This is a genomic window from Sphingomonas sp. 8AM (genome assembly GCF_902506455.1).
Classification (GTDB): domain Bacteria; phylum Pseudomonadota; class Alphaproteobacteria; order Sphingomonadales; family Sphingomonadaceae; genus Sphingomonas.
In genome coordinates this window covers 235444-259343 of the sequence record NZ_LR733844.1, presented here as the reverse complement: position 1 = coordinate 259343, position 23900 = coordinate 235444, and the positions used below count along the sequence as shown (strand labels likewise).

Below are 23900 nucleotides of genomic sequence, written 5' to 3'. Positions count from 1 at the left end.
TCAATGCTTGCGCGCGGCGGCAGCCTTCTTCGCATAATGATGGTGGGCCACCGCACAGCCGGCCGCGGCCCCCATGACGCCATGTCCCTTGCCGACCATATGCCCCGCGAGACCGCCGGCGGCGGCGCCGCGCAGACACCCCTTGGCCGATGCGGGCGAAGCCGCGAGAACCGTAGCGGCGATCGCGACGATAAGAACGGAACGCATCTCTTCTCTCCTTGGTAGAGAGAAGGAAGATAGGCACGCCCCGCGGGTTGTCCCGTTACAAACAGGACAGATGCCGGACAGGGATCGACAAGGCGGTAGCGGCTGGCAACAGCCGGTACCGCCTTGCAATTATCAGGCGAGCCGCGGCTGCATCGTCGCCGAGGGGCGGCGACGCAGTGCGAAGCCTACCAGCGCGAAGCCGAGGATCATCATCGCCCAGGTCGCCGGCTCGGGCACCGCGCCGGTCGGCGGCGGCGTGACGGTGCCGTCGAACTTTACCTGCAACGAGCTGCCGGGATTGAATGTGGTGTTCGACAGATTGATCGTCAGAAAACCACCGTCGAGGCTGAGGCTGCTGGCGTCCAGCCCCTTCACGCCAAAGACGTCACCCAGCACCGCGAAGGTGAAAGGATTGGTCTCGTTGGTGAAGATCAATGCGAACGGCTCTGGAAGCTCGATCCCGCCCCCCACGTTTGGATTGTCGGCGAAGCTGACGGTCAGCAACCCCGCAGAGAAGTCGGCAAGAAACAGCGTGCCGAAGTCGTCGTTTCCAATTCCGAATTCGACGTTACCGTTGACGATCGCGTCGCCGTTGGAACATTCGAGATTGACCGTGCCGCAGGTCACGAGATCGCCCAGCGCCACCGTGGCGGAGGCGGGAGCGGAACAGACGGCGCCTATAAGCGCCAGACCAGCCAAAAGGTGCTTCTTCATGTCACTCCCCTGTTCGGCCGGCAGCCGCCGACCCCTTAAAGGCGTCTTGCAGCAAACAGTTAACGCTACGTTAACGATCCGCGGGGAGGATCATATGCGGATGTACCTGAAATACCAGACCTCATGGCCCTGCCGACGCGCCTTGCGCTCGTAGCGGGTTTCGGGCCAGTCGGCGGGACGTTTCAGGAAGTCGCGCGCGGTGTGCGCCTGCCAAATGAAATCGCGCCGCTGGTTCATCACCATCATCGACCAGCGGCAATAGGTGGGATCGTCGGTCCCGAGTCGGAACTCCGCACCCGGCTTCAGCTTGGCGGCGATCAGGTCGAGCGGGCCGTGGTTCATCATCCGTCGCTTGGCATGGCGCGCCTTTGGCCATGGGTCCGGGTGCAGCAGGTAAACGCGTTCGAGCGACTCGTCGGGCAGTCGTTCGATCACCTCCAGCGCGTCGCCCATGTGGATGCGGACGTTGTCGAGTGCCCCGTCGCGAACATGCGCCAGCGCGCCGACCACGCCATTGAGAAAGGGCTCGCAGCCGAGAAAGCCGGTGCCGGGAGCGGCCGCCGCCTGCCCGGCGAGATGCTCGCCCGCGCCGAAGCCGATCTCGACCTGCAACGGGCGGTCGTTGCCAAACAGCCGCACGGCGTCGAGCGGCCCGTCGGCGGGGACCGCGATGCGTGGCAGCAGTTCCTCGACCAGTGCCGCCTGCCCGGCGCGCAATGTATGGCCCTGACGCCGGCCATACAGGCGGCGGATCGTTGTGGGATCGTTCATGCAGGCGCGCCTACCGCACGGACGCGCGAAACGGAACGGAGGAAGCGATGCGTGCGTGGTGGAGCGGAGTGGCGCTGGTCGCCGTGGCGGCGGCGGTACCGGCGTGGTCGCAACTGTCCAATCAGGGGTCGATCTCGATGCTGAACAGCGACAGCGGCTGGTCTCCGGCGGTGTTCGTCTGCGACTCGACCGATCGCGACCGCTTGCTGATCCTGTCCGCCCCCGATACGCAGCGCGGCGCGGCGCTGACCAGCCTGTCGAAGCCGGGTCTCGTGCGCCATCAGGTGCAGGTGCGGGTCGGCGCAGGCGATCCGGGAATGGGGCAGATCTATTATCCGCTGACCAATGCCGCGGGGCGCGAGGTCGGCAATATCCATGCGCTCAATCCGGGCATGGTCGAGCCCGGTGCGACGACGCCGACCGTGACCTCAGTTACTTCTGGACGCGACACCACATCTTGCCGCTTCGCGCCACAGACGCGTGTGCTGGGGGTGACCGCGAAGCGCTCGATCCAGCTGACGCGCAGCGAGCGCGACGGCTTCGTCTATCGCAGCTACAATTACGACACCGATCTGCCCGCGATCGAGCAGCCCTGGGGTGGACGGGATACGCGCGCCTCGCTGACGATCACGGGCGGGCGGTTGGTCGAGGAGCGCGGCTGGCGGCGCATCTATCAGTTCGCGAACGGCGGCTATGTCTATCGCGTGCTCGCCTCGGTCGATCCTGCGAAGGGCGGCGGCGGGGTGCAGGTATGGCGCGACGGGCGAATGCTGCTCGCCGAGCCGTTCGTCGCCTATACCGCGGCGTCCTGAGCGGGACCGAAAGCGCGCGCGGCTCGTTGGCAGGCGGACATTCAAGCGGAGCGGACATGGGCAAGAAGAAGAAAAAGATGCTGCGCGCCGCCGCCGAACGCGAGCATGACGCCACCGCGCCGCTGCGCGCGCTGGCGGCGGCCGGGGCGATGCGCGCACTGACGCCGATCGCCAAGGCGACGGACGAGCCGCCGTTGCTCGCGCTCGGACTCGGCACGCTGGCGATCGGTGCGGTGCTGCGCCGCCCGGCGCTGGCGCGTAGCGGTGCGCGGATGGTGGCGAGCCACCTGCTTGCCACGGGGCTGAAGACGGTGCTGAAGGCCGGAGTTGATCGTGCGCGGCCCAACGTTCCGGGTACCGATGCAGTGCCGCGCAAGGGTCATGGCACCGACGACACCAATTTCAATGCTTTCCCCTCCGGGCACACCGCCGGCGCCGTGGCGGTGGCGCAGTCGGTCGCGCACGAAGTGCCCGCGATCGGCGCGGTCGCGAAGCTCGCAGCTGGCACCGCAGGTGTGGCGCAAGTCGCACGCGGTGCGCATTATGGCAGCGACGTGGTGGCGGGGGCGGTGATCGGCTGGCTGGCGGAGCGCGTCGCCGGCTGGGCGATCGACGCGGGCGAGCGCTTTGCCGAGACGCGCCGTGAAGTGAAGGCGGAGGACGAGGTCGAAGCGCACCCGAGCTGAGCGGGTCGTCGTCCCGGCGTCCGGCCGGGACGACGGGATTTCATAGGCCTATCGCGTAAAGCGCGTGATGCGCGAGGATGTAGAGCGTCCGTCGGTCGGCGCCGCCGAGCAGCAGTTGTAACGGGCGCTCGGGCACGTCGATGCGGCGGGTCAGCGAGCCGTCCGGGGCGTAGACGAACACTTGTCCGTTCGCGACATACAGATTGCCGGCCTCATCGCGCGCGACGCTCTCGCCGCCGCGTGGAGCGACGACCCTGAGATCGGTTACCTGCCCGCTCGCACCGACCAGCCCGCTGTAGGTGAGGTTCTCGGAGGCGTTGGTCAGCGTCACGCGACTTCCCGGCGCCGCGCCGACAAGGCTATAGGAATCAAGCGTGTCCGACCAGCGCCAGCCGCGATGATCGTCCGGTCCCTGGTTCCAGACGCGGAACGCCGGCAGCGCCAGCGACCCGTCGGGCGAGCGATATTCCTGCGGCTTGGCCGCACCCAGGGCGGTGGCAAAGAAAGACGAGATCGGCGGATAGTCATAGGTCGCCGGATCGATCCGGTCCGCGAACTCGCCATTTGCCCAGACGTTTACCGGCAGGAGCTTCGTCGCTTTTCCGACGCCGCGAGCCGCCGTTGGCTCGATCGCGCGAATGTCGTCGGGCTTGGCAGGGTCGAGGCTGTAGACGCTGCCGTCGCGGCCGGCGGAGGATTGCACCAGCAGCCGACCCGAGCGGTCAACCGCGAGGTTGACCGGATCGAGCGGGGCGTCGGAGACGGTCGTCAGCCCCTCTATCGGTGTAAAGCCATGAATCCGCTGGAAGAAGCGGTCGACGAAATACAGCTTGCCCTTGGCGTCCACCGCACCGCCGGAGATTGAATAGAAGCCGTCCGCGAGCTTGGTCACCCCGGAAGTGACTGGAATTGCTGGGTCAACAGTTGCGGTGGCGGGTGCGGGCGGGATGTCGAGGCTGGCGAACTCGCGTTCGCGGACCTCCTGACGGCGGGTCATGTCCTTGATGCTGTTTTCAAAGGGAAATTTGCTGGCGCGCAGATAGGTGCCGCAGCCCTTGGCGTCACAGCTCGCGAAGCCGCTTTCGGCGTTCACATGGACGTTGCGGAAGCGAATGCCACCTGAATTGAACAGCTTGACCGCCGCATCCATCGGCTTGATCGTCCGGGTCACGCGATAGCCGTGGTAATTGGCGAACAGGATGTCGCTGGAATTGTGGAACTCGGTCGAGACCGCGTTGACGCCATCGCGGATCTCCTGTTCGGTCTGCGGTGCCAGAAACTCCCAGTTTTTAACCCCGTCCAAAACGATCTCGGCGCGACAATGATGCTCTGCCGAGAGCTGATAGACGTGTCCGGGCGTGCTGGTGTCGGAAACGTGAAAACCCGACGACGCGAGCGTGTTGGGTGACCAGATCGCCGAGAAGGTCCCGCCGCCGCCGTCGGTGACCATGATGCTCGGATACTGACCGTCGGGGCGCGCGCGCGGGTCGTTCTGGTTGATCGGGCTGCCCTTGGTCAGCACGGTGCCGCCGCCGCCCTGGATCTTGACGTCATTGACCTCGGACGCGGCGCCGGCCTTCCACAGCAAGGCGGTGGCGCGGCGGTTGATCGCGCCGGTCCATAGGCCGAGGCCGTGGACGATCGCGTTGCCGCCCTTGGCGCTCTCGATCAGCGCCTTCGCGCCGCCGACGCCGGTGAAGGCCGGCGTTTCGTCGGGCAGATAGACGTGCGTCAGGCTGGGATGGAGCGCAATCAGGACGCTGTCGGGGCGCAGCTTGATCGTATCGGTGACGCGGTAGCGGCCAATCGGCAGGTAGACGACGCGGTGGGTGTCGATCGCGCGCTGCAGGGCGGCGGTGTCGTCGGTGGCGTCGTCGCCCTTGACGCCGAGATCGTGCGCGTTCGCCCATTCGCGGACCGGCGGGAGCGCGCGGATCGCGTTGGCGGGGCGCTTCGGCAGGCGCGCCAGCGCGGTCATCGTCACGTCGGTAGCGGTTTCGCCGATCGTGCCGGGCCCGGCCAGCTTCAGCCCGTGCGAAAAGTCGGCGACGCGGTACCGCGCGCCCTTCCCTGCGATGGTTTTCCCTGAGTCGCGGAAGCGCGCGAAGGTCGGCGTGTCGATCGCCACCGCATCGTCGAAGCCGATCTGCGTGAAGACGCTGTTCTCCTCCGAAATGACGACGGCGGCTTGCGACACCTTCTCGAAGCGGACCTGCTTGCCCCACAGCGAATCCGAATAGCCGCGGTCGATCTCGATCCCGACGGGCGTATCGCGGATCGCGACGTTGACGAGCGTCAGGTCGACCTCATGCTCGCGGATCGCGGCGTCGCGCTGCCCGGCGAACTCGCTGTCGATGAGCGTGAACTGCCATGCGGGCGAGGTTTTCTCGGACATGATGCCGTAGCGGCCACCGTAGAAGCGCAGATCCTCGAACTCGTTACCGGCCTGATAGACGCCGGCCAGCCCCGAGCCGATGTGGAAGTCGACATGGCGCAGATAGCCGTGCTGCGCGACGCGGAAGCGCACCGCGACCGCGCCGGCATTGCCGGCACCGATCCGGAAGTCGATGTTCGACAAGGCGGAATAGAAGGTGCTGGAGGTGGCGTCGAAGATCGCGGGGTCGAACGGCACGCTGGTGCGCGGCGGGACCGGCGCCTTGCCGACGCGATATTGATCCTCGCCGGTGAAGGCGACCATCGCCGCGACGCCGCTGCCGAAGCCGGCGGTGTTGTCGCCGAGCAATATCTGCGGTCGTGTCTTGCCGATACCGAACAGCCGAACCGCCGAGCGGACGAAGATCGTGCGCGTGATCCGGTAGGTGCCCGATGGGACGAACACCACGCCGCCGTTGCCTCCCGCCGCCGCGGCGTCGATCGCCTGTTGCAGCGCGACGCTATCGTCGGCGCGGCCGTCTCCGACCGCCTTGAGGACGATCGCGCGCGGATCGTCGGGCATGGTCTGGTAGACCGACGTGGCGGGCTTGATCCCCGTCGCGGCCAGTGCCGGGGTAGCGAGCACCGCTGCCAGTGCCGCCCCGATCCGCCATCCTGCCCGCATCGCCCATCTCCCGTCTGTTTTCACGCTTTTGCTAGCGTTACCAGCGGGATGCTTCATGCGCGACGATGGTCGTAGGCGGGGGACGCAAAGCCGTTGATTTTGAACGTCGCCCCGGACCTGATCCGGAGCCCCCGGCTCCACGACACGAACGGCTTATGCGTTCGCGGAACGGCGGGTGCCGGAACAAGTCCGGCATGAGGGGTGAGTTTCGCAGCGGTCTTGCTTGTAGCGGGATGGCGCCGGTTAAAACCGTTCATCCGTTATTGCGAGCGTAGCGAAGCAATCCAGTGCCGGACCAGGACGCCCTGGATTGCTTCGCTACGCTCGCAATGACGGATCGACTTAACGTCGCTCGCCGTCAGGCGTAGCTTGTGTCGCCGGTCAGCGCCTGCGCCGCGATCGCGACCTGCGTGCGGTTGCGGACGTTCAGCTTGCGCATCAGCGCGGTCATATGCGCCTTTACCGTCGCCTCGGCGATGCCAAGGTCATAGGCGATCTGTTTGTTGAGCATCCCCGAATGGACGCCGCGCATCACCTTGAGCTGCGTCGGGGTCAGTTGCGCCAGCATCGCGCCGTTGACCGGCGGCGGCAGCTCCTGAGCGATGACTTCCATTCCTTCCTCCCGTACCGCCGCCGCACCGTCACGCTTTCAAGCGGATTCGGTTGGACAGCTTTCGCGCTTATGCGCCTAAATGGTAGCGCTTTTCAAGCAACATGCGATAAGCAACACCGCAAAGTTGTCCGACAGGCGGCGTCGCTCTCGCCAGCGTCGGCAGCGCGCGCTACGTTCGCGGCGACGTGGCACGGGAGGGGAGCGCCGGTGAGCGAGGGACGACTGGCCGACCGCGCCTATGCCGCGATCGTGCGGATCATCAACGACGAGGGGCTGACGACCGGCGAGCGCCTTCCCTCCGAGGCGCAGCTCGCCGCGATGTTCGGCATGTCGCGCACAATCGTCCGCGAGGCGCTGGCGCGGCTCGCCTCCGACGGGATCACCGAGGCGCGGCGCGGCGCGGGCAGTTACGTCAAGCGGCGACCATCCGAGCGGCTGGGAACGCACATGCCGCTCGACGCGCTGGCGGCGACGCTCGGCACCTATGAGGTGCGCTTCGTGCTGGAAGCGGAGGCGGCGCGGCTGGCGGCGTTGCGGCGATCGCAGGCGCAGCTCGACGCGATCGAGGCGGCGCTGGAGGCGTTGCGCGCGGCGTTGTTCTCGAACGCGCCGGCGCATGACGAGGATTGGGCGCTGCACCTCGCGATCGTGGCCGCGACCGGCAACGCCGCGTTCGCGCCGGTGTTCGACCATTTGCGCGACAGCGTGATGCACATCCTGCGCGCCGGGGTCGACATCTCACGCTCGCGCGCGCCGCAGGTGATCGGCGCGATGATGGAGGAGCATGACGCGATCGTCGACGCGATCCGCGTCCGCGACGCCGATGGCGCGGCGCTGGCAATGCGCTGGCATCTGTCGCAGGGGCGAAAGCGGTTGATGCCGTGACGTCATCCGGGGGTGACTCACAGCGGCTGGAAGATCGAAGAAGCGCGGTCCCGGGTCGAGCCCCGGACGACGGCTGCGGTTACGCCTTCCCTGTCTCAACCCACGCCCGTACCTTGCGGCACAGCGCCTCCGGCGCGCAACCGGCGTCGAGGCGGAGCGCGCGCTCATCGGGGGTGGGGGGTTCGAGCGTTGCGAGCTGGCTGTCGAGCAGGCTGGGCGGCATGTAGTGGCCGGTGCGCGCGCCCATACGGCGCGCGATCTCGCCGCGCGCCGTGTCGAGGAAGGCGAAGTGCAACGGCATCCCCGCCGCGGCTTCCAGCCGCGCGCGGTACGCGTGGCGTAGCGCGGAACAGGCCGCCACCGCCACGCCGTCTGCGCGCGCCGCGTCACCCAGCGCCGCGCCGAGCCGGTCGAGCCACGGCCAGCGATCCGCGTCGGTCAGCGGCGCACCGGCTTCCATCTTGGCGACATTCGCTGCCGAATGGTACGTATCGCCTTCGAGGAACGGCGCCTGCCAATGGCCTGCGAGCAAAGCGCCCAGCGTCGACTTGCCGGTCCCGCTGACGCCCATCACCACCACTGCCAGCGGCGCGCCTGTCGTCTCGCCTGCCTGCTCCACCATCGTCCCTCCCCGTCGCACCATCCCCGCTATCGACCGCAAGGCCTGCATCTGGCCATTACGACCTTTGTCGGCGCGCCGCGCGACTTTGGTCGTAGGTGCCCGCTCTGTCCGACACTTGTAGATCCACGTCACGATATGGCGCCCGCGGCGACGATGCGCACAGCTGATTGTGGATGAAACATGGTCAAGGGACGTATGACGCCGGGCAGGTTAGGGAACGTTACCAGTATCGCCGTCCCGAACGTCACCGATCCGTTCAACAACACGCAGGTGCTGAATATCCAGAACACGATCGTCAACACCGCGCTGCGCCCCTAAATCGCGCGCAGCACCGAACTGGGCGCGGTGCTGGCGCAGCCGTCGTGGCTGCCGGGGCTGAGCCTGTCGTTCGATTATTACGACATCAAGATCGACGACGTCGTGTCCTCGCTGTCGGCGCAGCAGATCGTCAACCTGTGCTGCGAGGGCAATGCCGACACCTGCAGCGCGTTCAACCTGCAGAACACCGCAGGGCCCAATTTCGTCAACGTGCAGGCGTTCAACCTCGCCTCGATCAAGACGCGCGGGTTCGACATCGAGGCGAGCTGTCCCCGAGCCGTCGCCGCAGACCAATACCGGGCTGGACGTCAATCCGGCGCTGTACGACACGCTGGGCCGGTTCTTCCGCGTGGGTGTGCGCGGGCGGTTCTGATCGGGCGTCTCGCGCAAGCTCGCAATGACGGACTCGGGTGACGATGTCGTGCTTTGACGAAGAAGCGCGTTCCCGGATCAGGTCCGGGACGACGTGTCGAGAAAGCCGGTCATCCCCGCCGGCGACAGGATTTCGATCCAGTAGCCGTCGGGGTCGGTGATGAAGGCGATGTCCTTCATCGTGCCGTCCTGCGGGCGCTTTTTGAACGGGACGCCCTGTTCCTCGAACCGCGCGCAGGCCGCCGCGACGTCGGGCACCGAAATGCCGATATGGCCGAAGCCGCGCGGATCGTCGTTGCCGCTGTGATAGCCGGTGAACGCCGGATCGCTTTCGGTGCCCCAATTGTGGGTCAGCTCCAGCGTCGTTTCGCGCGCGAAGATGAAGCGCGCGCGTTCGGCCGGATCGTCGGGCACCGTCTCGCCCTCGCCGAGATAGGCGAGGAAATAGAGCGAGAAGCGCATGTCGGCGAAGTCGAGCTGCTGGAGCAGGGTCATGCCCAGCACGTCACGGTAGAAGGCCAGCGATGGCTGGGGATCGCGGATGCGGAGCATCGTCTGGTTGAGCGCGAACCCTTCGGTGCCGGGCGTGCGGGGCATGGTGTTCTCCGGATCAGGCGAGCGTCAGGCCGACATCGACATTGCCGCGGGTGGCGTTGGAATAGGGACAGATCTGGTGCGCGGTGTCGACCAGCTGCTGCGCCTGATCCCCCTCCACGCCGGGCAGGTCGACGACGAGGTCGGCGGTGATGCCGAACCCGCCAGCCGAACGCGGACCGATCCCGACGGTTGCGGTGACCTTGGTCTCGGCGGGCACCTTCACCTTGAGCTGTTGCCCGGCGACCTTCAGCGCGCCGAGGAAGCAGGCCGAATAGCCGGCGGCGAACAATTGCTCGGGGTTGCTCCCCTCGCCGCCCGCGCCGCCCAGTTCCTTCGGCGTCGACAGCGCGACCTCAAAGCGGCCGTCTTCGCTGCGTGCGCGGCCGTCGCGGCCACCGGTGGCAGAGGCAGTGGTGGCGTATTTGACATCGACGGACATGAGCAGGTTCCTTATCTCGATAATCGGTATCGCGGTATGTAAAAGAGCATACCCGCAGAGTCCAGCGAAAAGATTATCGCGATAAGGAAAAGGCTGCTAAGCTCCTGCGATGGCTGATGCCCGCCCGCTCGACGAACAGCTATGCTTCTCGCTCTACTCCGCAAGCATGGCTGTCGGGCGTGCGTACAAGCCGCTGCTGGACGCGATCGGGATCACTTACCCGCAATATCTCGTGCTCCACGCATTGTGGGAGCAGGACGCGCGCACGATCGGTGCGATCGCCGAACGACTGGCGCTCGAATCGAGCACGGTGACGCCGTTGGTCAAACGGCTGGAGGTGGCCGGGCACGTCGCGCGGCAGCGCAACCCGGACGACGAGCGACAGGTGCGTGTGTTGCTGACCGAAAGCGGACGCGAACTGCGCCAGCGCTGTGGGTGCCTCGCCGAAGAACTGGTCGCGCGCAGCGGCATGTCGCTGGAGCAACTGGCGAGCCTGAACCGGCAGGTCGCCGCGTTGCGCGCCGCGCTGGCGGGTGAGCCCCAAAGCTGAACGAACCCGTCGCGATCGCGACAAAGTGACACACTTTTGCCGGGTTGTCGGGACGGGGCTGCGACAGACGCTGCCTATCTTCGTTCCCGTACCGCCGCTGATGCGGTGCCAGTGCAAAGGAGCGTCACAATGAACCGTTTTCACCTGCTGATCGCCGGGATCGGCCTCGCCGGCGTCACCGTTCCGGTCGCGGCCAGCGCCGCGCCGTGGCAGTCGATCAACGCCCGACAGGAGCGGCTCGACCAGCGGATCGATCAGGGCATCCGCAGCGGCAAGCTCGATCGCCGCGAAGCGACCCGGCTACGCCGCGACTCGCGCCAGCTCGTCCAGCTCGAGACGCGCTATCGCCGCAGCGGCGGCCTTTCGGACCGGGAGCGTCAGGACCTCAACCGCCGCTTCGACGCGCTGAGCGCGCGCGTCCGCTGGGACAAGCACGGCCGCCGCTAAGGCCAATTGACGGCCACTGATTGCCGGTCGGACCTGATCCGGGAACCCGCTTCTTGCCGCGGGCACCAAGAAGAAGCGGGGCCCCGGATCGAGTCCGGGGCGACGAAGGATGGGTGTTCGAAGCGGAACGCTCGTGACGGTCGTGGAATCGACCGCCACTACCGCTGAGCGGCCTCCGCGATCAGCGCGTCGTCGATCGCGACGGCGCGCTGATACGCCGGGCGTTGCTGGAGCCGGTCGAGATAGCGCATGAACGTCTCGCGCTTTTCCAGCAGCCCGAATTGCGTGAACCAGCCGACCGCGCTGCCGACATAGACGTCGGCGGCGGTGAAGCGGTCGCCGGTGATATAGCTGTGCGACGACACCGCATATTCGAGCGTGTCGACCGCCTGCGCGAAATTGGCGTAACCGACCAGCCCGCGCTTGCCCTCCGGCACCTCGACCCCCAGCACCTTGTCGACCATCGCCGCCTCGAGCGGGCCGGCGGTGAAGAACATCCAGCGCAGATAGGGCGCGCGCTCCTCAGCGCGTGGCGCCAGTCCGGCGGCGGGGAACGCCTCGGCGAGATAGGCGCAGATCGCCGCCGCCTCGCTGACCACCGCGCCATCATGGACGATCGTCGGCACCTTGCCGAGCGGGTTGGCGTCGAGCAGCGCCGCCGGCTTCTGCGTCCAGTCGACGAGGATCGTGTCATACGGCTCGCCGATCTCCTCGAGCATCCAGCGCGCGATCCGGCCGCGCGACATCGGGTTGGTGTAGAAAGTCAGCGTCATGCGCGCGCATCCAGATGGCGGAGGAAGAAATCGATCGTTCGCCCCCAGGCGAGATCGGCGGCGGCCTTGTCGTAGCGCTCGGCGGAGGTGTCGTTGTTGAAGGCGTGGTCGACGCCGGGATAGTCGAACGCCTCGACCGGCTTGCCCGCGGCCTTCAGCGCGGCGACCCACGGCACGCCCGTCTGCGCGACGCGGGCGTCCTTGCCGGCATAGTGGAGCATCAGCGGGACGGTGAGCTTCGGTGCCTCGGCGGGATCGGGAGCCGGGCCGTAATAGCTGACCGCGGCGGCGAGCCCCGGCCCGGCGGCGAGCGCGACACGGTCGACCAGCGCGCCGCCCCAGCAGAAGCCGACCGTGCCGACCTTGCCGGTGCCGTGCGACAGCTTTCCGAGACGGCCGACTGTCGCCACCGCGGCGGCGAGCACCGCGTCCATGTCGGCCTTGCCGATCATATCGCGGGCGAGATTCTCGTCGGCGGGGGTGCCGCCCTGTGCGGAGAGGAAGTCGGGGGCGACCGCGAAGAAGCCGGCGAGCGCGACCCGGCGCGCGACATCCTCGATATGTGGTTGCAGGCCGCGATTCTCGTGGATCACCATCACCGCGCCGATCGCACGGCCCGGATTGCGCGGCGCGGCGAAATAGCCGGTCATCTGCGCGCCGCCGCCGATCGCATAGCTGCCCTTGCGGGTGACGAGCCGTGCGTCGGTTGGGGCGGTCAGCGCGGCGGCGGCAGGCGAGGCGGCGATCCCGCCGATCAGCGCCTCGGCGGCGGCGACAGAGCCGACGAGCGCGGTCATCTGGCGCAGCAGGGTCCGGCGGTCGCGATGCTCGTGGGTGAAGGCGTCGTACAGGCCGATCGCCCGGTCGCGCAGGCTGGGGTCCATGACGGTTCCTCTCACGATTCGGTATGGTTAGCGCGGGAGGGTAGCGGGAAGCGATGGGGGGCGGAAGGTGGCGTGGGGTTTGGTTTACCGCTGTCGCCCCTGCGGAGGCAGGGGCCTATGGCTGCCGGCGTCTTGATGATGGTGGCCCGTAGTGGGCGCGGTCTATGTGTCAGGCGTTCCGGCACCCGCCACAGACATGGGCCCCTGCCTGCGCAGGGGCGACAGTGATTGAGGTTGACGGACTGCCTTATCCGAAAGTCCGGCGCGGCGCGATCACGCCTTCTCGAGCGTGCATTGCAGCGGGTGCTGGTTCTGGCGCGCGAAATCCATGACCTGGCTGACCTTGGTCTCGGCCACCTCGTAGCTGAACACGCCGCACACCCCGACGCCCTTCTGGTGGACGTGGAGCATGACGCGGGTCGCCTCTTCCATGTTCATCCGGAAGAAGCGTTGGAGGCACAGAACGACGAATTCCATCGGCGTGTAATCGTCGTTGAGCATAAGGACGCGGTAGGGCGTCGGTTTCTTGGTGCGGGCGCGGGTACGCGTGGCGATGCCGATCCCGGTGCCGTCACCGTCGGCATCGTCGCTCTGGCCCGCGGCCATCGGGACAATCTGCTGCTGCATGGACACTGCGCGAATATGGCACGCGGGTGCGCGCAGGCAAGAGCGCAAACGCGCAAAAAAGGCGGCCGCATCGCTGCAACCGCCCTCTTGTCGGTACCGCGTCTGAAATCAGGCGGCGGTGCGGAACTTGTCGGCGGCGACCGCGACGCGGTTCTGCAGCGGCTTGGCGACATCGCCGGCCAGCTTCAGCGTCGCTTCGGTCGAGCGCGATGCTTCCTTGACCAGCGCGTCGAACGAGGCACGAACGTATTCGGCGTGGAGCTGCAGCGCCTCGGTCGGCGACTTCACCGACGCCAGCGTCTGGATCAGCTGCGCGGTGCTGTCGTAGCGGGCGCGCGCGAAAGTGGCGGCGTCCTGCCCGATCGCCTCGAACGCCTGCGCGGCGATGCGGCTCGATTCGACCAGCGCCTCGACATTGCCCTTGCCGAATTCGGCCAGATCCTCGGCAACCTTGCGGCTCTTGTCGAGTGCGACGCGGGCCTGCTCACCGGCGTTGTTGAACGCCGCACGGCCCTGCTCCTGCGCCTTGTCGGCGAAGGCCTTGGCCTGATCCTGCGCCTTGTCGGCGAACGTCGTGACGGTGTCGGTCATGTTCGTGTCCTTCGTTTCCAATGGCGCTGCCGCGGCAGCCGGTTGGGGTTGGATGATGGGTTCGTCGATCACGGGCGCGGGCGCGGGCGCCGTCGCGGTTGCGTTTTCTGCGCCAGCCGCGACCGGCTCCGCGGCGGCGATCACCACGGGCGCCGGCGCATCGGTGAGCGTCGGATTGGCGAGTACCGCAGGGACGTCCGGCTCGGCGGGAAGCGGCGGTAGCGCAGGCTTGCCGACGGCACGCACACGACCTTTCGACGGTGCGACCGTCTTCCTGCCCTCAACCTTGCCGGTCTGGTCCACCATCGTGCCCGCTCCGTAATTTGCTGCACCGCACAATAACGATTCGGCCGCCTGTTTTCAAGCGTCTTGTGCGGCGCAACAGACGGGTCACCGTACCCTGACGTAACTGCCCGGCGCATCCTCGATCGCGGGCAGCGCCCCTGCCCCCGGCACGCGCGCGCCGTCCGCCGTGACGGTCGCGGGCGCGTGCGCGCGAAGCCACTCTGCCCAGTCGTTCCACCAGCTGCCCTTCACCTCGCGCGCGCCTGCAACGAAGGCGTCGAGCGTGTCGGCGGGCTGGTCGTTGATCCAATGCTGATATTTGCCAGCATCCGGCGGGTTCACCACCCCGGCGATATGCCCCGACCCGGCCAGCACGAAGCGCAGCGGGCCGCGCAGATGCTGGGTCAGCTTCCACACGCTTTCGGCGGGTGCGATATGATCTTCACGGCCCGCCTGCACATAGGCCGGCGTCGCAACCGTGCGCAGGTCGATCGGCACACCGCCGATCGTCATCGCGCCGGGCCGCACCAGCAGATTGTCGCGGTACAGATCGGTGAGATAGGCGAGGTGCCATTTGGCGGGCAGATTGGTGACGTCGCCGTTCCAGTGAAGCAGGTCGAACGGCACATAATCCTTGCCGAGCAGATAGTTGTTGGTGACGTAATTCCAGATCAGGTCGCGCCCGCGCAACAGGTTGAAGGTCGTTGCGAGATAGCGGCCGTCGAGGAACCCCTGCGGGCTGAGCGTCGCGATCATCTTGAGCTGCGCGTCGTCGACGAAATGAAGCAGCTCGCCGGCACGGGTGAAATCGACCTGTGCGGTCAGGAAGGTCGCGCTCGCCACCTTGTCGGCCTGTTCCCTGGCGGCGAGCCACGCCAGCGTCGCGGCGAGCGTCGTGCCCGCGACGCAATAACCAACCGCGTGCACCGCGGGCACGTCGAGCAGGTCGCGCACGGTGTCGATCGCCTCGAGCTGCGCGGCGACATAATCGTCCCACATCACCTCGGCCATCGACGCGTCCGCCGACTTCCACGACACCATGAACACGGTGATCCCCTGCGCCACCGCCCAGCGGATGAAGCTCTTCTCCGGCGTCAGGTCGAGGATGTAGAAGCGGTTGATCCATGGCGGGAAGATCAGCAGCGGCGTCGCCAGCACCGTGTCGGTGGTCGGCGTGTACTGGATCAATTCGTAAAGCGCGGTGCGCTTGACCACCTTGCCCGGCGTCGCGGCGAGATTGCGCCCGACCTCGAACGCGGTGCCGTCGGTATGCGTCAACTGGCCGCGCCCGATGTCGGAGAGCATGTTGGTGAGCCCGGTGAGCAGATTCTGCCCGCGCGTCTCGATCGTCTTTTCGATTACCTCGGGATTGGTGACCGCGAAGTTCGACGGGCTCATCGCATCGACGAAGCCGGACGTGGCGAATTTGAGCTGTGCGCGCGTCCGCTCGTCGACACCCTCCAGCGCATCGACGCTGCGCAGCATATGGTCGGCGATCAGTGCATAGCTTTGCCGCATCCAGTCGAACGCCGGGTTGCTGCGCCACGCCGGGCTGGCGAAGCGCCGGTCCTTCTCCTTAGGGCGCTCCGCTTCCACCGCGGCGGGCGTGGTGAAGCGCTGCCACAGCGCGAGGTAATCGCTCCAGAAATCGCGCGTCTGCTCGGCGAGGTTCTCCGGCGGCGCGAGCGGAACGCCGGCCTCCAGCATCAATTGCTGCGCGCGGCCCATCAGCCATGTCCAATGCTGAAGATCGGCGAGATCGGGCAGCGCGGTCTTCGGCGGGGCGGCGGACTCGGTCACGCGGGATCCTCTCTCATGGCTGCCGTAACGTAACGACGTTGCAGCGCGAAGTCAGGTCCACGGCTTTTTGTTGCCCGGGGTGCCCGGCGCGCGCGAATGGCTGTATAGCCGGGGCCGCAAAGGAGTATCAGCCCCGTGTCCGACGAATTCTACCGCATGAAGCGCCTGCCGCCCTATGTCATCGCCGAGGTCAATGCGATGCGGGCACAGGCACGTGCGGGTGGCGAGGACATCATCGATCTCGGCATGGGCAACCCCGATCTGCCGCCGCCCGACCATGTGATCGCCAAGCTGATCGAGGTCGCGCAGAAGCCGTCGGCGCATGGCTATTCTCAGTCGCGCGGCATTCCCGGGCTGCGGCGGGCACAGGCCAATTATTACGGGCGCCGCTTCGGGGTCGACATCGATCCCGAGACCGAGGTCGTGGTGACGATGGGGTCGAAGGAGGGGCTGGCGAGCCTCGCCACCGCGATCACCGCGCCCGGCGACGTCGTGCTCGCGCCCAACCCGAGCTACCCGATTCACACCTTCGGCTTCATCATCGCCGGCGCGACGATCCGCGCGGTGCCGACGACGCCCGACGAACATTATTTCGAGAGCCTGCAACGCGCGATGGAGTTCACGATCCCGCGCCCGAGCGTGCTGGTCGTCAATTACCCGTCGAATCCTACCGCCGAGACGGTCGACCTCGCCTTCTACGAGCGCCTGGTGGCATGGGCGCGCGAGAATGAAGTGTGGATCCTGTCCGACCTTGCGTATTCGGAGCTGTATTTCGACGGCAAGCCGACCGTCTCGATCCTGCAGGTGCCGGGTGCCAAGGATGTCGCGATCGAGTTCACCAGCCTGTCGAAGACCTATTCGATGGCGGGCTGGCGGATCGGCTTCGCGGTCGGCAACAAGAAGCTGATCGCGGCGATGACGCGCGTGAAGTCGTATCTCGATTATGGCGCGTTCACGCCGGTGCAGGCGGCGGCGTGCGCCGCGCTGAACGGGCCGCAGGACATCGTCGAGAAGAACCGCCAGCTCTATCACAAGCGTCGCGACGTGCTGGTCGAGAGCTTCGGGCGCGCCGGGTGGGACATCCCGGCCCCACCCGCGAGCATGTTCGCCTGGGCACCGCTGCCGCCGGCGTTGAAGCATCTGGGATCGCTGGAGTTTTCGAAGCAGTTGCTGACGCACGCCAAGGTCGCGGTCGCGCCGGGGGTCGGCTATGGCGAGAATGGCGAAGGCTTCGTGCGGATCGCGATGGTCGAGAACGAGCAGCGGCTGCGGCAGGCGGCGCGCAACGTGAAGCGCTATCTGCAGCGCATGGGCGTCAACACACCGGGCAAGGTCGCGGGGTGAGTTGAATTTGCGAGGGGGTCACACCTCTCGCTGTCGCCCCGGACCTGCTCCCGGGCCCCGCTTCATCTGCTCGACGATGGTGAAAAGCGGGATCCCGGGTCGAGCCCGGGATGACGGGGAACCGGAGTGTCCGTCATTGCGAGCGTAGCAAAGCAATCCAGTGTCGGACCAAAACGCCTTGGATTGCTTCGCTACGCTCGCAATGACGGCCGACGCCCGGACACGAAAAAGGCCGGTCGCTCCATCGAGCGACCGGCCTTTTTCATCCGCACCGAACCGACGGATCAGCCGTCGTAATCGGCGCCGAGATTCTGGTTGCGCGGCGGGGCGACCGCGGTGAGACGCAGCGCCTCCGCAGAAGCGGCCAGGCTGCCGATCGCATCGGCCTCTTCCTCGTCATCGATCTGCACGCGCTGCAGGCTCTGCACGACCGATTCGTGCAGGTCCTTCGGACGGACCGTCTCCTCGGCGATCTCGCGCAGCGCGACCACCGGGTTCTTGTCGCGATCGCGATCGATCGTCAGTTCAGCACCGCCCGACACCTGCCGCGCACGCTGGGCGGCGAGCAGGACCAGATCGAAACGGTTCGGGATCTTGTCGACGCAATCCTCGACAGTGACGCGCGCCATCCGCGTATCCTCTAAACGGTAAACTCAGGGAAGCTGGAGCAGGTACGCGGCCGGGGGCCATCCGTCAAGGAAAGGCTGCGCTTGCCCGTCGGCGGCGCAGTCGCCATCTGCCGCGGCATGGAGGACGCCGCCCCGCAACCCGTGTTCACCGTCGACGGCAACCGTCTGACGTTGCTCGACACCGGTCCGCGGCGACTCGATGCCTTGCTGGCGCTGATCGATGGCGCGAAACGCACGCTGCGCATCCTTTATTACATCTATGCCGACGACACGACCGGGCGCCGCGTCAACGCCGCGCTGACCGCGGCCGCGGAGCGCGGGGTGTCGGTCAAGCTGATCATCGACGGCTTCGGTAGCGAGGGCGACGACTTCTTCGATCCGCTGCGCGACGCGGGCGTGTCGGTGTGCCGCTTCTCGCCGCGCGTCGGGCGGCGCTATCTGCTGCGTAACCACCAGAAGCTGGCGCTCGCCGACGCGGAGGATGCCGCGAAGATCATCATCGGCGGATTCAACATCGAGGACGATTATTTCGGCACGCCCAAGGAGCAGGCGTGGCGCGACCTCGGGCTGCTGGTGGAGGGGCCGGCGGCGGCGCGGATGGCGGGCTATTTCGACGCGCTGGAGGAGGGCATCCACGGCGGCGGGAAGGTGCGGCGACTCAACAAGGCGCTGGCGCAGTGGAGCGAGCGCGAGGGGCAGCTGCGCTGGCTGATCGGCGGGCCGACGCGTCACCTGTCGCCATGGGCGCGCGCGATCCGCGCCGACATGCGCCACGCGCAGCGGATCGACATCATCGCGGGCTATTTCACCCCGAGCCCGACGGTACTGCGGCGGCTCGACCGCGCGGGGAAGCGCGCCGCGACGGTGCGCGTCGTCACCGCATCGCGCTCCGACAACAATGTCACGATCGCCGCGTCGCGGTTCACCTATGCCGGGCTGCTGCGCAAGGGCGTGCGGATCTGGGAATATGCCGCCACCAAGCTGCATACCAAGCTGTACGTGGTCGACGACGCGACGTGGATCGGCAGCGCCAATTTCGACATGCGCAGCCTGTTCATCAATCTGGAGCTGATGCTGCGGATCGAGGATGCGGCGTTCGCGGAGCATGTGCGCGGCTATGTCGATGGCGAGATCGCGCAATCGACGGAAGTGACGGCTGATGGCTATCGCGAGGCGACCGGCTGGTGGCAGCGGGGCAAGCAGTTCGTCGCCTATCTGCTGACGGCGGTCGCCGACCCGGCGATCTCGCGCGGGCTGAACTTCGGGATCGACGAATAGGGCCTGCGTCACTGCGAGCGGAGCGAAGCAGTCCAGAGCCGGATCAGGACGCCCTGGATTGCTTCGCTTCGCTCGCAATGACGACTTCTCTCGTTATCCCGGACTGGCTCCGGGATCCCGCTTTTCGTCCACGCCAGAAGAAAGAGAAGCGAGGCCCCGGATCAAGTCCGGAGCGACGAGTGGCGGGGATCACTCCACCGTCAGCGCTTCTTCTTCCTGCTCCTGCGCCTGTCGCGCCCACATTTCCGCGTAGAGCCCGTCCTGCGCCAGCAACGCGGCGTGCGACCCGCGCTCGACGACCTGCCCCGCCTCCAGCACGACGATCTGGTCGGCGTTGACGATCGTCGACAGCCGGTGCGCGATCACGATCGTGGTGCGGCCGCGCTCGATCGCCTCCAGCGTTTCCATGATCTCGGCCTCGGTGCGGCTGTCGAGCGCGCTGGTCGCCTCGTCGAGGATCAGGATCGGCGGGTCCTTGAGCAACGTGCGCGCGATCGCGACGCGCTGCTTCTCGCCGCCGGACAGCTTGAGTCCGCGTTCGCCGACGCGCGTGGCATAGCCATCGGGCTGGCGCTCGATGAAGCCGGCGATCGCCGCGCCGCGCGCCGCCTGTTCGATCGCGGCCTGGTCGGCGTCGGCGCGGCCATAGGCGATGTTGTAGCCGATCGTGTCGTTGAACAGCACCGTGTCCTGCGGGACGATCCCGATCGCGGCGCGCAAGCTTGGCTGCGCGACGCTGGCGATATCCTGCCCGTCGATCGTGATCCGGCCGCTGCTGACGTCGTAGAAACGGTACATCAGCCGCGCGAGCGTCGACTTGCCCGCGCCGGATGGCCCGACCACCGCGCAGGTAGTGCCGGCGGGGACGTCGAGGTCGATGCCCTTCAGGATCGGCATTCCGGCGTCATAGCCGAACATGACATTCTCGAACCGCACCGCGCCGCGCGACACCAGCAAGGCCGGCGCGCCGGGCGCGTCGACCACCTCGGACGGCGTGTCGATCAGGTCGAACATCGCGCCCATGTCGATCGCGCCCTGCCGGATCGTGCGATAGACCATTCCGAGCAGGTCGAGCGGGCGGAACAGTTGCGAGAGCAACGTCGAGACCAGCACCACCTCGCCCGCAGTGAAGCGCCCCTGGCTCCAGCCGTACGCGATCCACGCCATCCCGCCGCCCAGCATCGCGTTGGTGATGGCGGCCTGCCCGATGTTGAGCCACGCGAGGCTGTTCTCGCTGACCACCGCCGCATCGGCATAGGCACGCATCGCACGGTCGTAACGCTGCGCCTCACGCTCCTCGGCACCGAAATATTTGACGGTTTCGAAGTTGAGCAGCGAGTCGACCGCATGCGCGACCGCGCCGGTATCGAGGTCGTTCATCCGCTCGCGCAGCGCCGAGCGCCAGTCGGTGACGAGCCGCGTGAACCAGATGTACAGCGCGACCATCGCGACCGTGCCCGCGACCAGCTGCCAGCCGAACTTCACCCAGAAGATACCGAGCACCAGCGTCAGCTCGAGCACGGTCGGCGCGATGTTGAACAGCAGGAAATAGAGCATCGTGTCGATGCTCTTGGTGCCGCGCTCGACCACCTTGGTGACCGCGCCGGTGCGGCGTTCGAGGTGGAAGCGCAGCGAGAGCTGGTGGAGGTGGCGGAAGACGCGCGCGGCCAGCCGGCGGGTCGCCTCCTGCCCGACGCGCTCGAACACCGTATTGCGCAGATTGTCGAACAGCGTCGTGCCGAAGCGTGCCGCGGCATAGCCGACCACCAGCAGCACGATCAGCGACAGCGGCGTGGTCGGTACCGCCATGCCGTCGACAGCGCCCTGCAACGCAAATGGCGCGCCATAAACCTGCACGAGCTTCGACAGCACGACCAGCACCATCGCGGCGACCACGCGCAGCTTCATCCCCGGCGCGTCGGCGGGCCAAAGGTCGGGCAGGAAGCGGCGGAGTGTCGGCAGCAGCGGGCGCTCGACGGCGGAGGAGGTCGATCTGTCGGGTGGCATGGGTGACGGGGATGTCGTGCGTGGCTGGCCGCGCGTCAACCGTCCCGTGGCGGGACGCAGGCAAGGATCGGAACACGCCGGGCGCGTACTCGTTTTATCCGCGAAGGGAAGACGAGATGGAAGCTGCGTTCTTCGTCATGTCGATCATGGGGTGCGGCGACGCCGCCGCGACCTGCGCCACTGCTCGCGTCGAGCCGGCGCATTATGCGACGGTCCAGCAATGTCAGGCGGCGATGCCCGACGCGCTCGCCCGCAACAACGACCTCGATTACCCGGTCGTCAGCGCCGCGTGCCAGCGCAATGGCGTGCAGATGGTCGAACGGGGTTCGGAGAAGGCGACGGGGTAAAGGCTTGCGTCATTCCCGCGAAGGGGGGAATGATGGTCAGGGCCGAGCCCGCACTGCCGTTACGAAGTAATCGAGCGCAGTCGAGCCGCCGAGGGTGAAGCCGGTCGCCCCGACCGACAGGCCGGTGACGTCGATCACCTCGAACCCCGCATCCGAGATCATCGCTGTCAGTTCGTCGGGCGTCAGGAACTTGTCCCAGTCGTGCGTCCCGCGCGGGATCTGGCCGAGCCGCTCCGCCCCCTCGACGAGTGCGATACGCGACCACCAGGTGCGGTTGGGCGTGCTCATCACCAGTAGTCCGCCGGGCGTGACCGCTGCCGCCAGCGCGGCCACGAACGCCTGCGCGTCGGCGACATGCTCGACGACCTCCAGCGAGCAGGCGAGGTCGAACGTCTCGCCCGCCACCGCCTCGACACCGCCGGCGCGATAGTCGATCGTCAGCCCGCGTCCCTCGGCATGGACGCGCGCGACCGCGATGCTCTCCGCCGCCGCGTCGACCGCAGTCACCGTGCCGCCCATCCGCGCCAGCGGCTCGGCAAGCAGCCCCGCGCCGCAGCCCATGTCGAGCGCGAGCTTGCCCGCCAGCGGCGCGAAGGTGCGATCGTCGAGGTCCCAGTGCCGGTCGACAGCGGCGCGAATGTAGCGCAGCCGCACCGGATTGAGCCGGTGGAGCATCGCCGAGGAACCCTTCGGATCCCACCATTCCGCGGCCAGCTTGCCGAAATGCGCCGCCTCGCGCCCCACTACCGAGGCGTGCGGGGCGGCGGGGATGGTTACGGTTGATACGCTTGCGTCGGTCATGCACGCTACCTATCAGGACGCCCCTCTCATCCCAAGGCGTTTGGATACGGCATTGGCGCGCATCGTCATGAAATTCGGCGGCACCTCGATGGCGGGGATCGAGCGGATTCGCTCGGTCGCCGCGCGGGTGAAACGCGAGGCGGCTGCCGGCAATCAGGTCGCGGTGGTCGTCTCGGCGATGGCGGGCGAGACCGACCGGCTGGTCGGCTTTTGCCGCGAAGCCTCACCACTGTACGATCCGCGCGAATATGACGTCGTCGTGGCGGCGGGGGAGCAGATCACCAGCGGCTTGCTCGCGATCGCGTTACAGGCGATCGGGGTGCCGGCGCGTTCGTGGCTGGGATGGCAATTGCCGATCAACACCGACGACGCCTTCGCCAAGGCGCGGATCGGGACCATCGACACAGCTGCGCTCGACGCCAGCCTGTCGGCGGGCGAGGTTGCGGTGATCCCCGGCTTTCAGGGCGTCTCGGCCGAAGGGCGGATTACCACGCTGGGCCGCGGCGGCTCGGACACCTCGGCGGTGGCTGTGGCGGCGGCGATGAAGGCCGATCGCTGCGACATCTACACCGATGTCGACGGCGTCTATACCACCGACCCGCGGATCGTGCCGCGCGCACGCAAGCTCGCCAAGGTGACGTATGAAGAGATGCTGGAACTCGCCAGCGTCGGCGCCAAGGTGCTCCAGACCCGCTCGGTGGGGCTGGCGATGAAGGAAAAAGTCCGTGTTCAGGTGCTGTCGTCGTTTACCGGCGAGGACGCTCCGATGGCGGACACATTGCCCGGTACGATGATCGTGGGCGAAGAGGAGATCGACGACGTGGAACGCCAGCTCATCACCGGCATCGCGCACGACAAGAACGAGGCGAAGATCACGCTGACCAGCGTGCCCGACAAGCCCGGCTCGGTCGCGAGCATCTTCGAGCCGCTGGCGGCGGCGAACATCAACGTCGACATGATTATCCAGAATATCGCGCATCGCAGCCCCTCCACGACCGGGGCGAGCAGCAGCGCGACCGACGTGACCTTCACCGTCCCTGCCGCCGATCTGCCGCGGTCGATCGAGGCGCTCAACCAGGCGCGCGAGACGATCGGTTTCGGCGAGCTGATCCACGACATCCGCGTGGCGAAGATCAGCGTCGTCGGGGTCGGTATGCGCAGCCATGCCGGCGTCGCGAGCTCGATGTTCACGACGCTGGGCGCGCGCGGGATCAATATCCAGGCGATTTCGACCAGCGAGATCAAGGTTTCGGTGCTGATCCACGAGGATGAGACCGAGCTTGCTGTACGTGTGCTGCACACGGCGTACGGGCTGGACGCCGACGAAGCCGCGTGAGGTTGGTGGCAGCTGGTTGAAGAGGCTGCGCATACCTTTCGTCGCCCCGGACTTGATCCGGGGCCCCGCTTTCTGTTCGCCGCATCAGCGAAAAGCGGGATCCCGGA

At 67.1% G+C, this 23900-nt stretch carries 25 protein-coding genes and 1 pseudogene; 10 read left to right on the top strand and 16 right to left on the bottom strand.

Annotation, left to right across the window (positions count from 1 at the left end; translation table 11 throughout):
- The 3 genes from BACI71_RS01365 to trmB all read right to left on the bottom strand — a co-directional run bounded on the left by BACI71_RS01365 (position 1) and on the right by trmB (position 1692).
- On the bottom strand, positions 1–207 hold the full coding sequence (locus BACI71_RS01365; RefSeq protein ID WP_159754033.1) for a hypothetical protein: 207 nt from the start codon (positions 205–207) through the stop codon (positions 1–3).
- A gap of 132 nt (positions 208–339) precedes the next feature.
- Positions 340–921, bottom strand: a complete 582-nt coding sequence (locus BACI71_RS17780; RefSeq protein WP_236552759.1) for a PEPxxWA-CTERM sorting domain-containing protein — start codon at positions 919–921, stop codon at positions 340–342.
- A 90-nt stretch (positions 922–1011) separates the two neighbouring features.
- Positions 1012–1692, bottom strand: a complete 681-nt coding sequence (gene trmB / locus BACI71_RS01355) for a tRNA (guanosine(46)-N7)-methyltransferase TrmB (RefSeq protein ID WP_159754030.1) — start codon at positions 1690–1692, stop codon at positions 1012–1014.
- Between the two features lie 47 nt (positions 1693–1739).
- On the opposite strand from trmB, the gene BACI71_RS01350 reads away from it, so the two are divergent.
- Both BACI71_RS01350 and BACI71_RS01345 read left to right on the top strand, forming a co-directional pair.
- Complete coding sequence (locus BACI71_RS01350; protein ID WP_159754027.1) at positions 1740–2504, top strand: hypothetical protein; 765 nt, start codon at positions 1740–1742, stop codon at positions 2502–2504.
- Positions 2505–2560: 56 nt separating this feature from the next.
- Positions 2561–3190: a phosphatase PAP2 family protein gene (locus tag BACI71_RS01345; protein ID WP_159754024.1), complete on the top strand. Its 630-nt coding sequence runs from the start codon at positions 2561–2563 to the stop codon at positions 3188–3190.
- Positions 3191–3230: 40 nt separating this feature from the next.
- On the opposite strand, the gene BACI71_RS01340 is transcribed toward BACI71_RS01345, so the two are convergent.
- Both BACI71_RS01340 and BACI71_RS01335 read right to left on the bottom strand, forming a co-directional pair.
- Positions 3231–6248 carry a glycosyl hydrolase family 28-related protein gene (locus tag BACI71_RS01340; RefSeq protein ID WP_159754021.1) on the bottom strand — a complete coding sequence of 1006 codons (3018 nt, stop codon included), beginning with the start codon at positions 6246–6248 and terminating at the stop codon, positions 3231–3233.
- 358 nt (positions 6249–6606) lie between these two features.
- A complete protein-coding gene (locus tag BACI71_RS01335; protein WP_159754018.1) occupies positions 6607–6861 on the bottom strand; it encodes a helix-turn-helix domain-containing protein in 255 nt (84 codons plus the stop codon).
- Positions 6862–7068: 207 nt separating this feature from the next.
- On the opposite strand from BACI71_RS01335, the gene BACI71_RS01330 reads away from it, so the two are divergent.
- A complete protein-coding gene (locus BACI71_RS01330) occupies positions 7069–7746 on the top strand; it encodes a FadR/GntR family transcriptional regulator (RefSeq protein ID WP_159754015.1) in 678 nt (225 codons plus the stop codon).
- A gap of 79 nt (positions 7747–7825) precedes the next feature.
- Here the strand turns inward: BACI71_RS01330 and BACI71_RS01325 are convergent, their stop codons facing one another.
- Positions 7826–8368: a gluconokinase gene (locus BACI71_RS01325; protein WP_236552758.1), complete on the bottom strand. Its 543-nt coding sequence runs from the start codon at positions 8366–8368 to the stop codon at positions 7826–7828.
- Positions 8369–8590: 222 nt separating this feature from the next.
- Between BACI71_RS01325 and BACI71_RS01320 the strand changes: the two are divergent.
- A pseudogene (locus BACI71_RS01320) lies at positions 8591–9059 on the top strand (TonB-dependent receptor); the annotation flags it as partial.
- A gap of 77 nt (positions 9060–9136) precedes the next feature.
- Here BACI71_RS01320 and gloA read toward each other — a convergent pair.
- Together gloA and BACI71_RS01310 are read right to left on the bottom strand one after the other, a co-directional pair.
- Positions 9137–9655 (bottom strand): lactoylglutathione lyase, encoded by a 519-nt coding sequence (gene gloA / locus BACI71_RS01315; protein ID WP_159754012.1) that lies wholly within the window; start codon positions 9653–9655, stop codon positions 9137–9139.
- A 13-nt stretch (positions 9656–9668) separates the two neighbouring features.
- Positions 9669–10094, bottom strand: coding sequence for an organic hydroperoxide resistance protein (locus BACI71_RS01310; protein WP_159754009.1), 426 nt, complete (start codon positions 10092–10094; stop codon positions 9669–9671).
- Positions 10095–10203: 109 nt separating this feature from the next.
- Between BACI71_RS01310 and BACI71_RS01305 the strand changes: the two genes are divergently transcribed.
- Both BACI71_RS01305 and BACI71_RS01300 read left to right on the top strand, forming a co-directional pair.
- Entirely contained in the window at positions 10204–10644 is a 441-nt protein-coding gene (locus tag BACI71_RS01305; RefSeq protein ID WP_159754006.1) for a MarR family winged helix-turn-helix transcriptional regulator, read from the top strand.
- A gap of 129 nt (positions 10645–10773) precedes the next feature.
- Positions 10774–11091, top strand: coding sequence for a hypothetical protein (locus BACI71_RS01300; protein WP_159754003.1), 318 nt, complete (start codon positions 10774–10776; stop codon positions 11089–11091).
- Positions 11092–11249: 158 nt separating this feature from the next.
- Here the strand turns inward: BACI71_RS01300 and BACI71_RS01295 are convergent, their stop codons facing one another.
- From BACI71_RS01295 to BACI71_RS01275, 5 genes are all read right to left on the bottom strand, one after another.
- On the bottom strand, positions 11250–11864 hold the full coding sequence (locus BACI71_RS01295) for a glutathione S-transferase family protein (RefSeq protein WP_159754000.1): 615 nt from the start codon (positions 11862–11864) through the stop codon (positions 11250–11252).
- A complete protein-coding gene (locus BACI71_RS01290; RefSeq protein ID WP_159753997.1) occupies positions 11861–12748 on the bottom strand; it encodes a dienelactone hydrolase family protein in 888 nt (295 codons plus the stop codon). Before BACI71_RS01290 ends, BACI71_RS01295 begins: the two co-directional genes overlap by 4 nt.
- 273 nt (positions 12749–13021) lie before the next feature.
- A complete protein-coding gene (gene clpS, locus BACI71_RS01285) occupies positions 13022–13375 on the bottom strand; it encodes an ATP-dependent Clp protease adapter ClpS (protein WP_376699699.1) in 354 nt (117 codons plus the stop codon).
- Between the two features lie 108 nt (positions 13376–13483).
- Positions 13484–14272 carry a phasin family protein gene (locus tag BACI71_RS01280; RefSeq protein WP_159753994.1) on the bottom strand — a complete coding sequence of 263 codons (789 nt, stop codon included), beginning with the start codon at positions 14270–14272 and terminating at the stop codon, positions 13484–13486.
- An 84-nt stretch (positions 14273–14356) separates the two neighbouring features.
- Complete coding sequence (locus BACI71_RS01275) at positions 14357–15979, bottom strand: PHA/PHB synthase family protein (protein WP_159760724.1); 1623 nt, start codon at positions 15977–15979, stop codon at positions 14357–14359.
- 207 nt (positions 15980–16186) lie between these two features.
- On the opposite strand from BACI71_RS01275, the gene BACI71_RS01270 reads away from it, so the two are divergent.
- On the top strand, positions 16187–17395 hold the full coding sequence (locus BACI71_RS01270) for an LL-diaminopimelate aminotransferase (protein ID WP_159753991.1): 1209 nt from the start codon (positions 16187–16189) through the stop codon (positions 17393–17395).
- 284 nt (positions 17396–17679) lie between these two features.
- On the opposite strand, the gene rpoZ is transcribed toward BACI71_RS01270, so the two are convergent.
- Entirely contained in the window at positions 17680–18024 is a 345-nt protein-coding gene (rpoZ, locus tag BACI71_RS01265) for a DNA-directed RNA polymerase subunit omega (protein WP_022687961.1), read from the bottom strand.
- Positions 18025–18141: 117 nt separating this feature from the next.
- Here rpoZ and BACI71_RS01260 point away from each other — a divergent pair, with 117 nt between their 5' ends.
- Complete coding sequence (locus BACI71_RS01260; RefSeq protein WP_159760722.1) at positions 18142–19302, top strand: phospholipase D-like domain-containing protein; 1161 nt, start codon at positions 18142–18144, stop codon at positions 19300–19302.
- Between the two features lie 189 nt (positions 19303–19491).
- Here BACI71_RS01260 and BACI71_RS01255 read toward each other — a convergent pair whose 3' ends face one another.
- The gene (locus BACI71_RS01255) at positions 19492–21309 is read right to left on the bottom strand and encodes an ABCB family ABC transporter ATP-binding protein/permease (protein WP_159753986.1); all 1818 of its coding nucleotides are present in this window, start codon (positions 21307–21309) and stop codon (positions 19492–19494) included.
- Positions 21310–21425: 116 nt separating this feature from the next.
- Here BACI71_RS01255 and BACI71_RS01250 point away from each other — a divergent pair, with 116 nt between their 5' ends.
- Complete coding sequence (locus BACI71_RS01250; protein WP_159753983.1) at positions 21426–21656, top strand: hypothetical protein; 231 nt, start codon at positions 21426–21428, stop codon at positions 21654–21656.
- Positions 21657–21692: 36 nt separating this feature from the next.
- Here the strand turns inward: BACI71_RS01250 and ubiG are convergent, their stop codons facing one another.
- Positions 21693–22457: a bifunctional 2-polyprenyl-6-hydroxyphenol methylase/3-demethylubiquinol 3-O-methyltransferase UbiG gene (gene ubiG, locus BACI71_RS01245; RefSeq protein ID WP_159753980.1), complete on the bottom strand. Its 765-nt coding sequence runs from the start codon at positions 22455–22457 to the stop codon at positions 21693–21695.
- A gap of 52 nt (positions 22458–22509) precedes the next feature.
- Here ubiG and BACI71_RS01240 point away from each other — a divergent pair, with 52 nt between their 5' ends.
- On the top strand, positions 22510–23793 hold the full coding sequence (locus tag BACI71_RS01240) for an aspartate kinase (RefSeq protein WP_159753977.1): 1284 nt from the start codon (positions 22510–22512) through the stop codon (positions 23791–23793).
- The last annotated feature ends 107 nt before the right edge of the window (positions 23794–23900 follow it).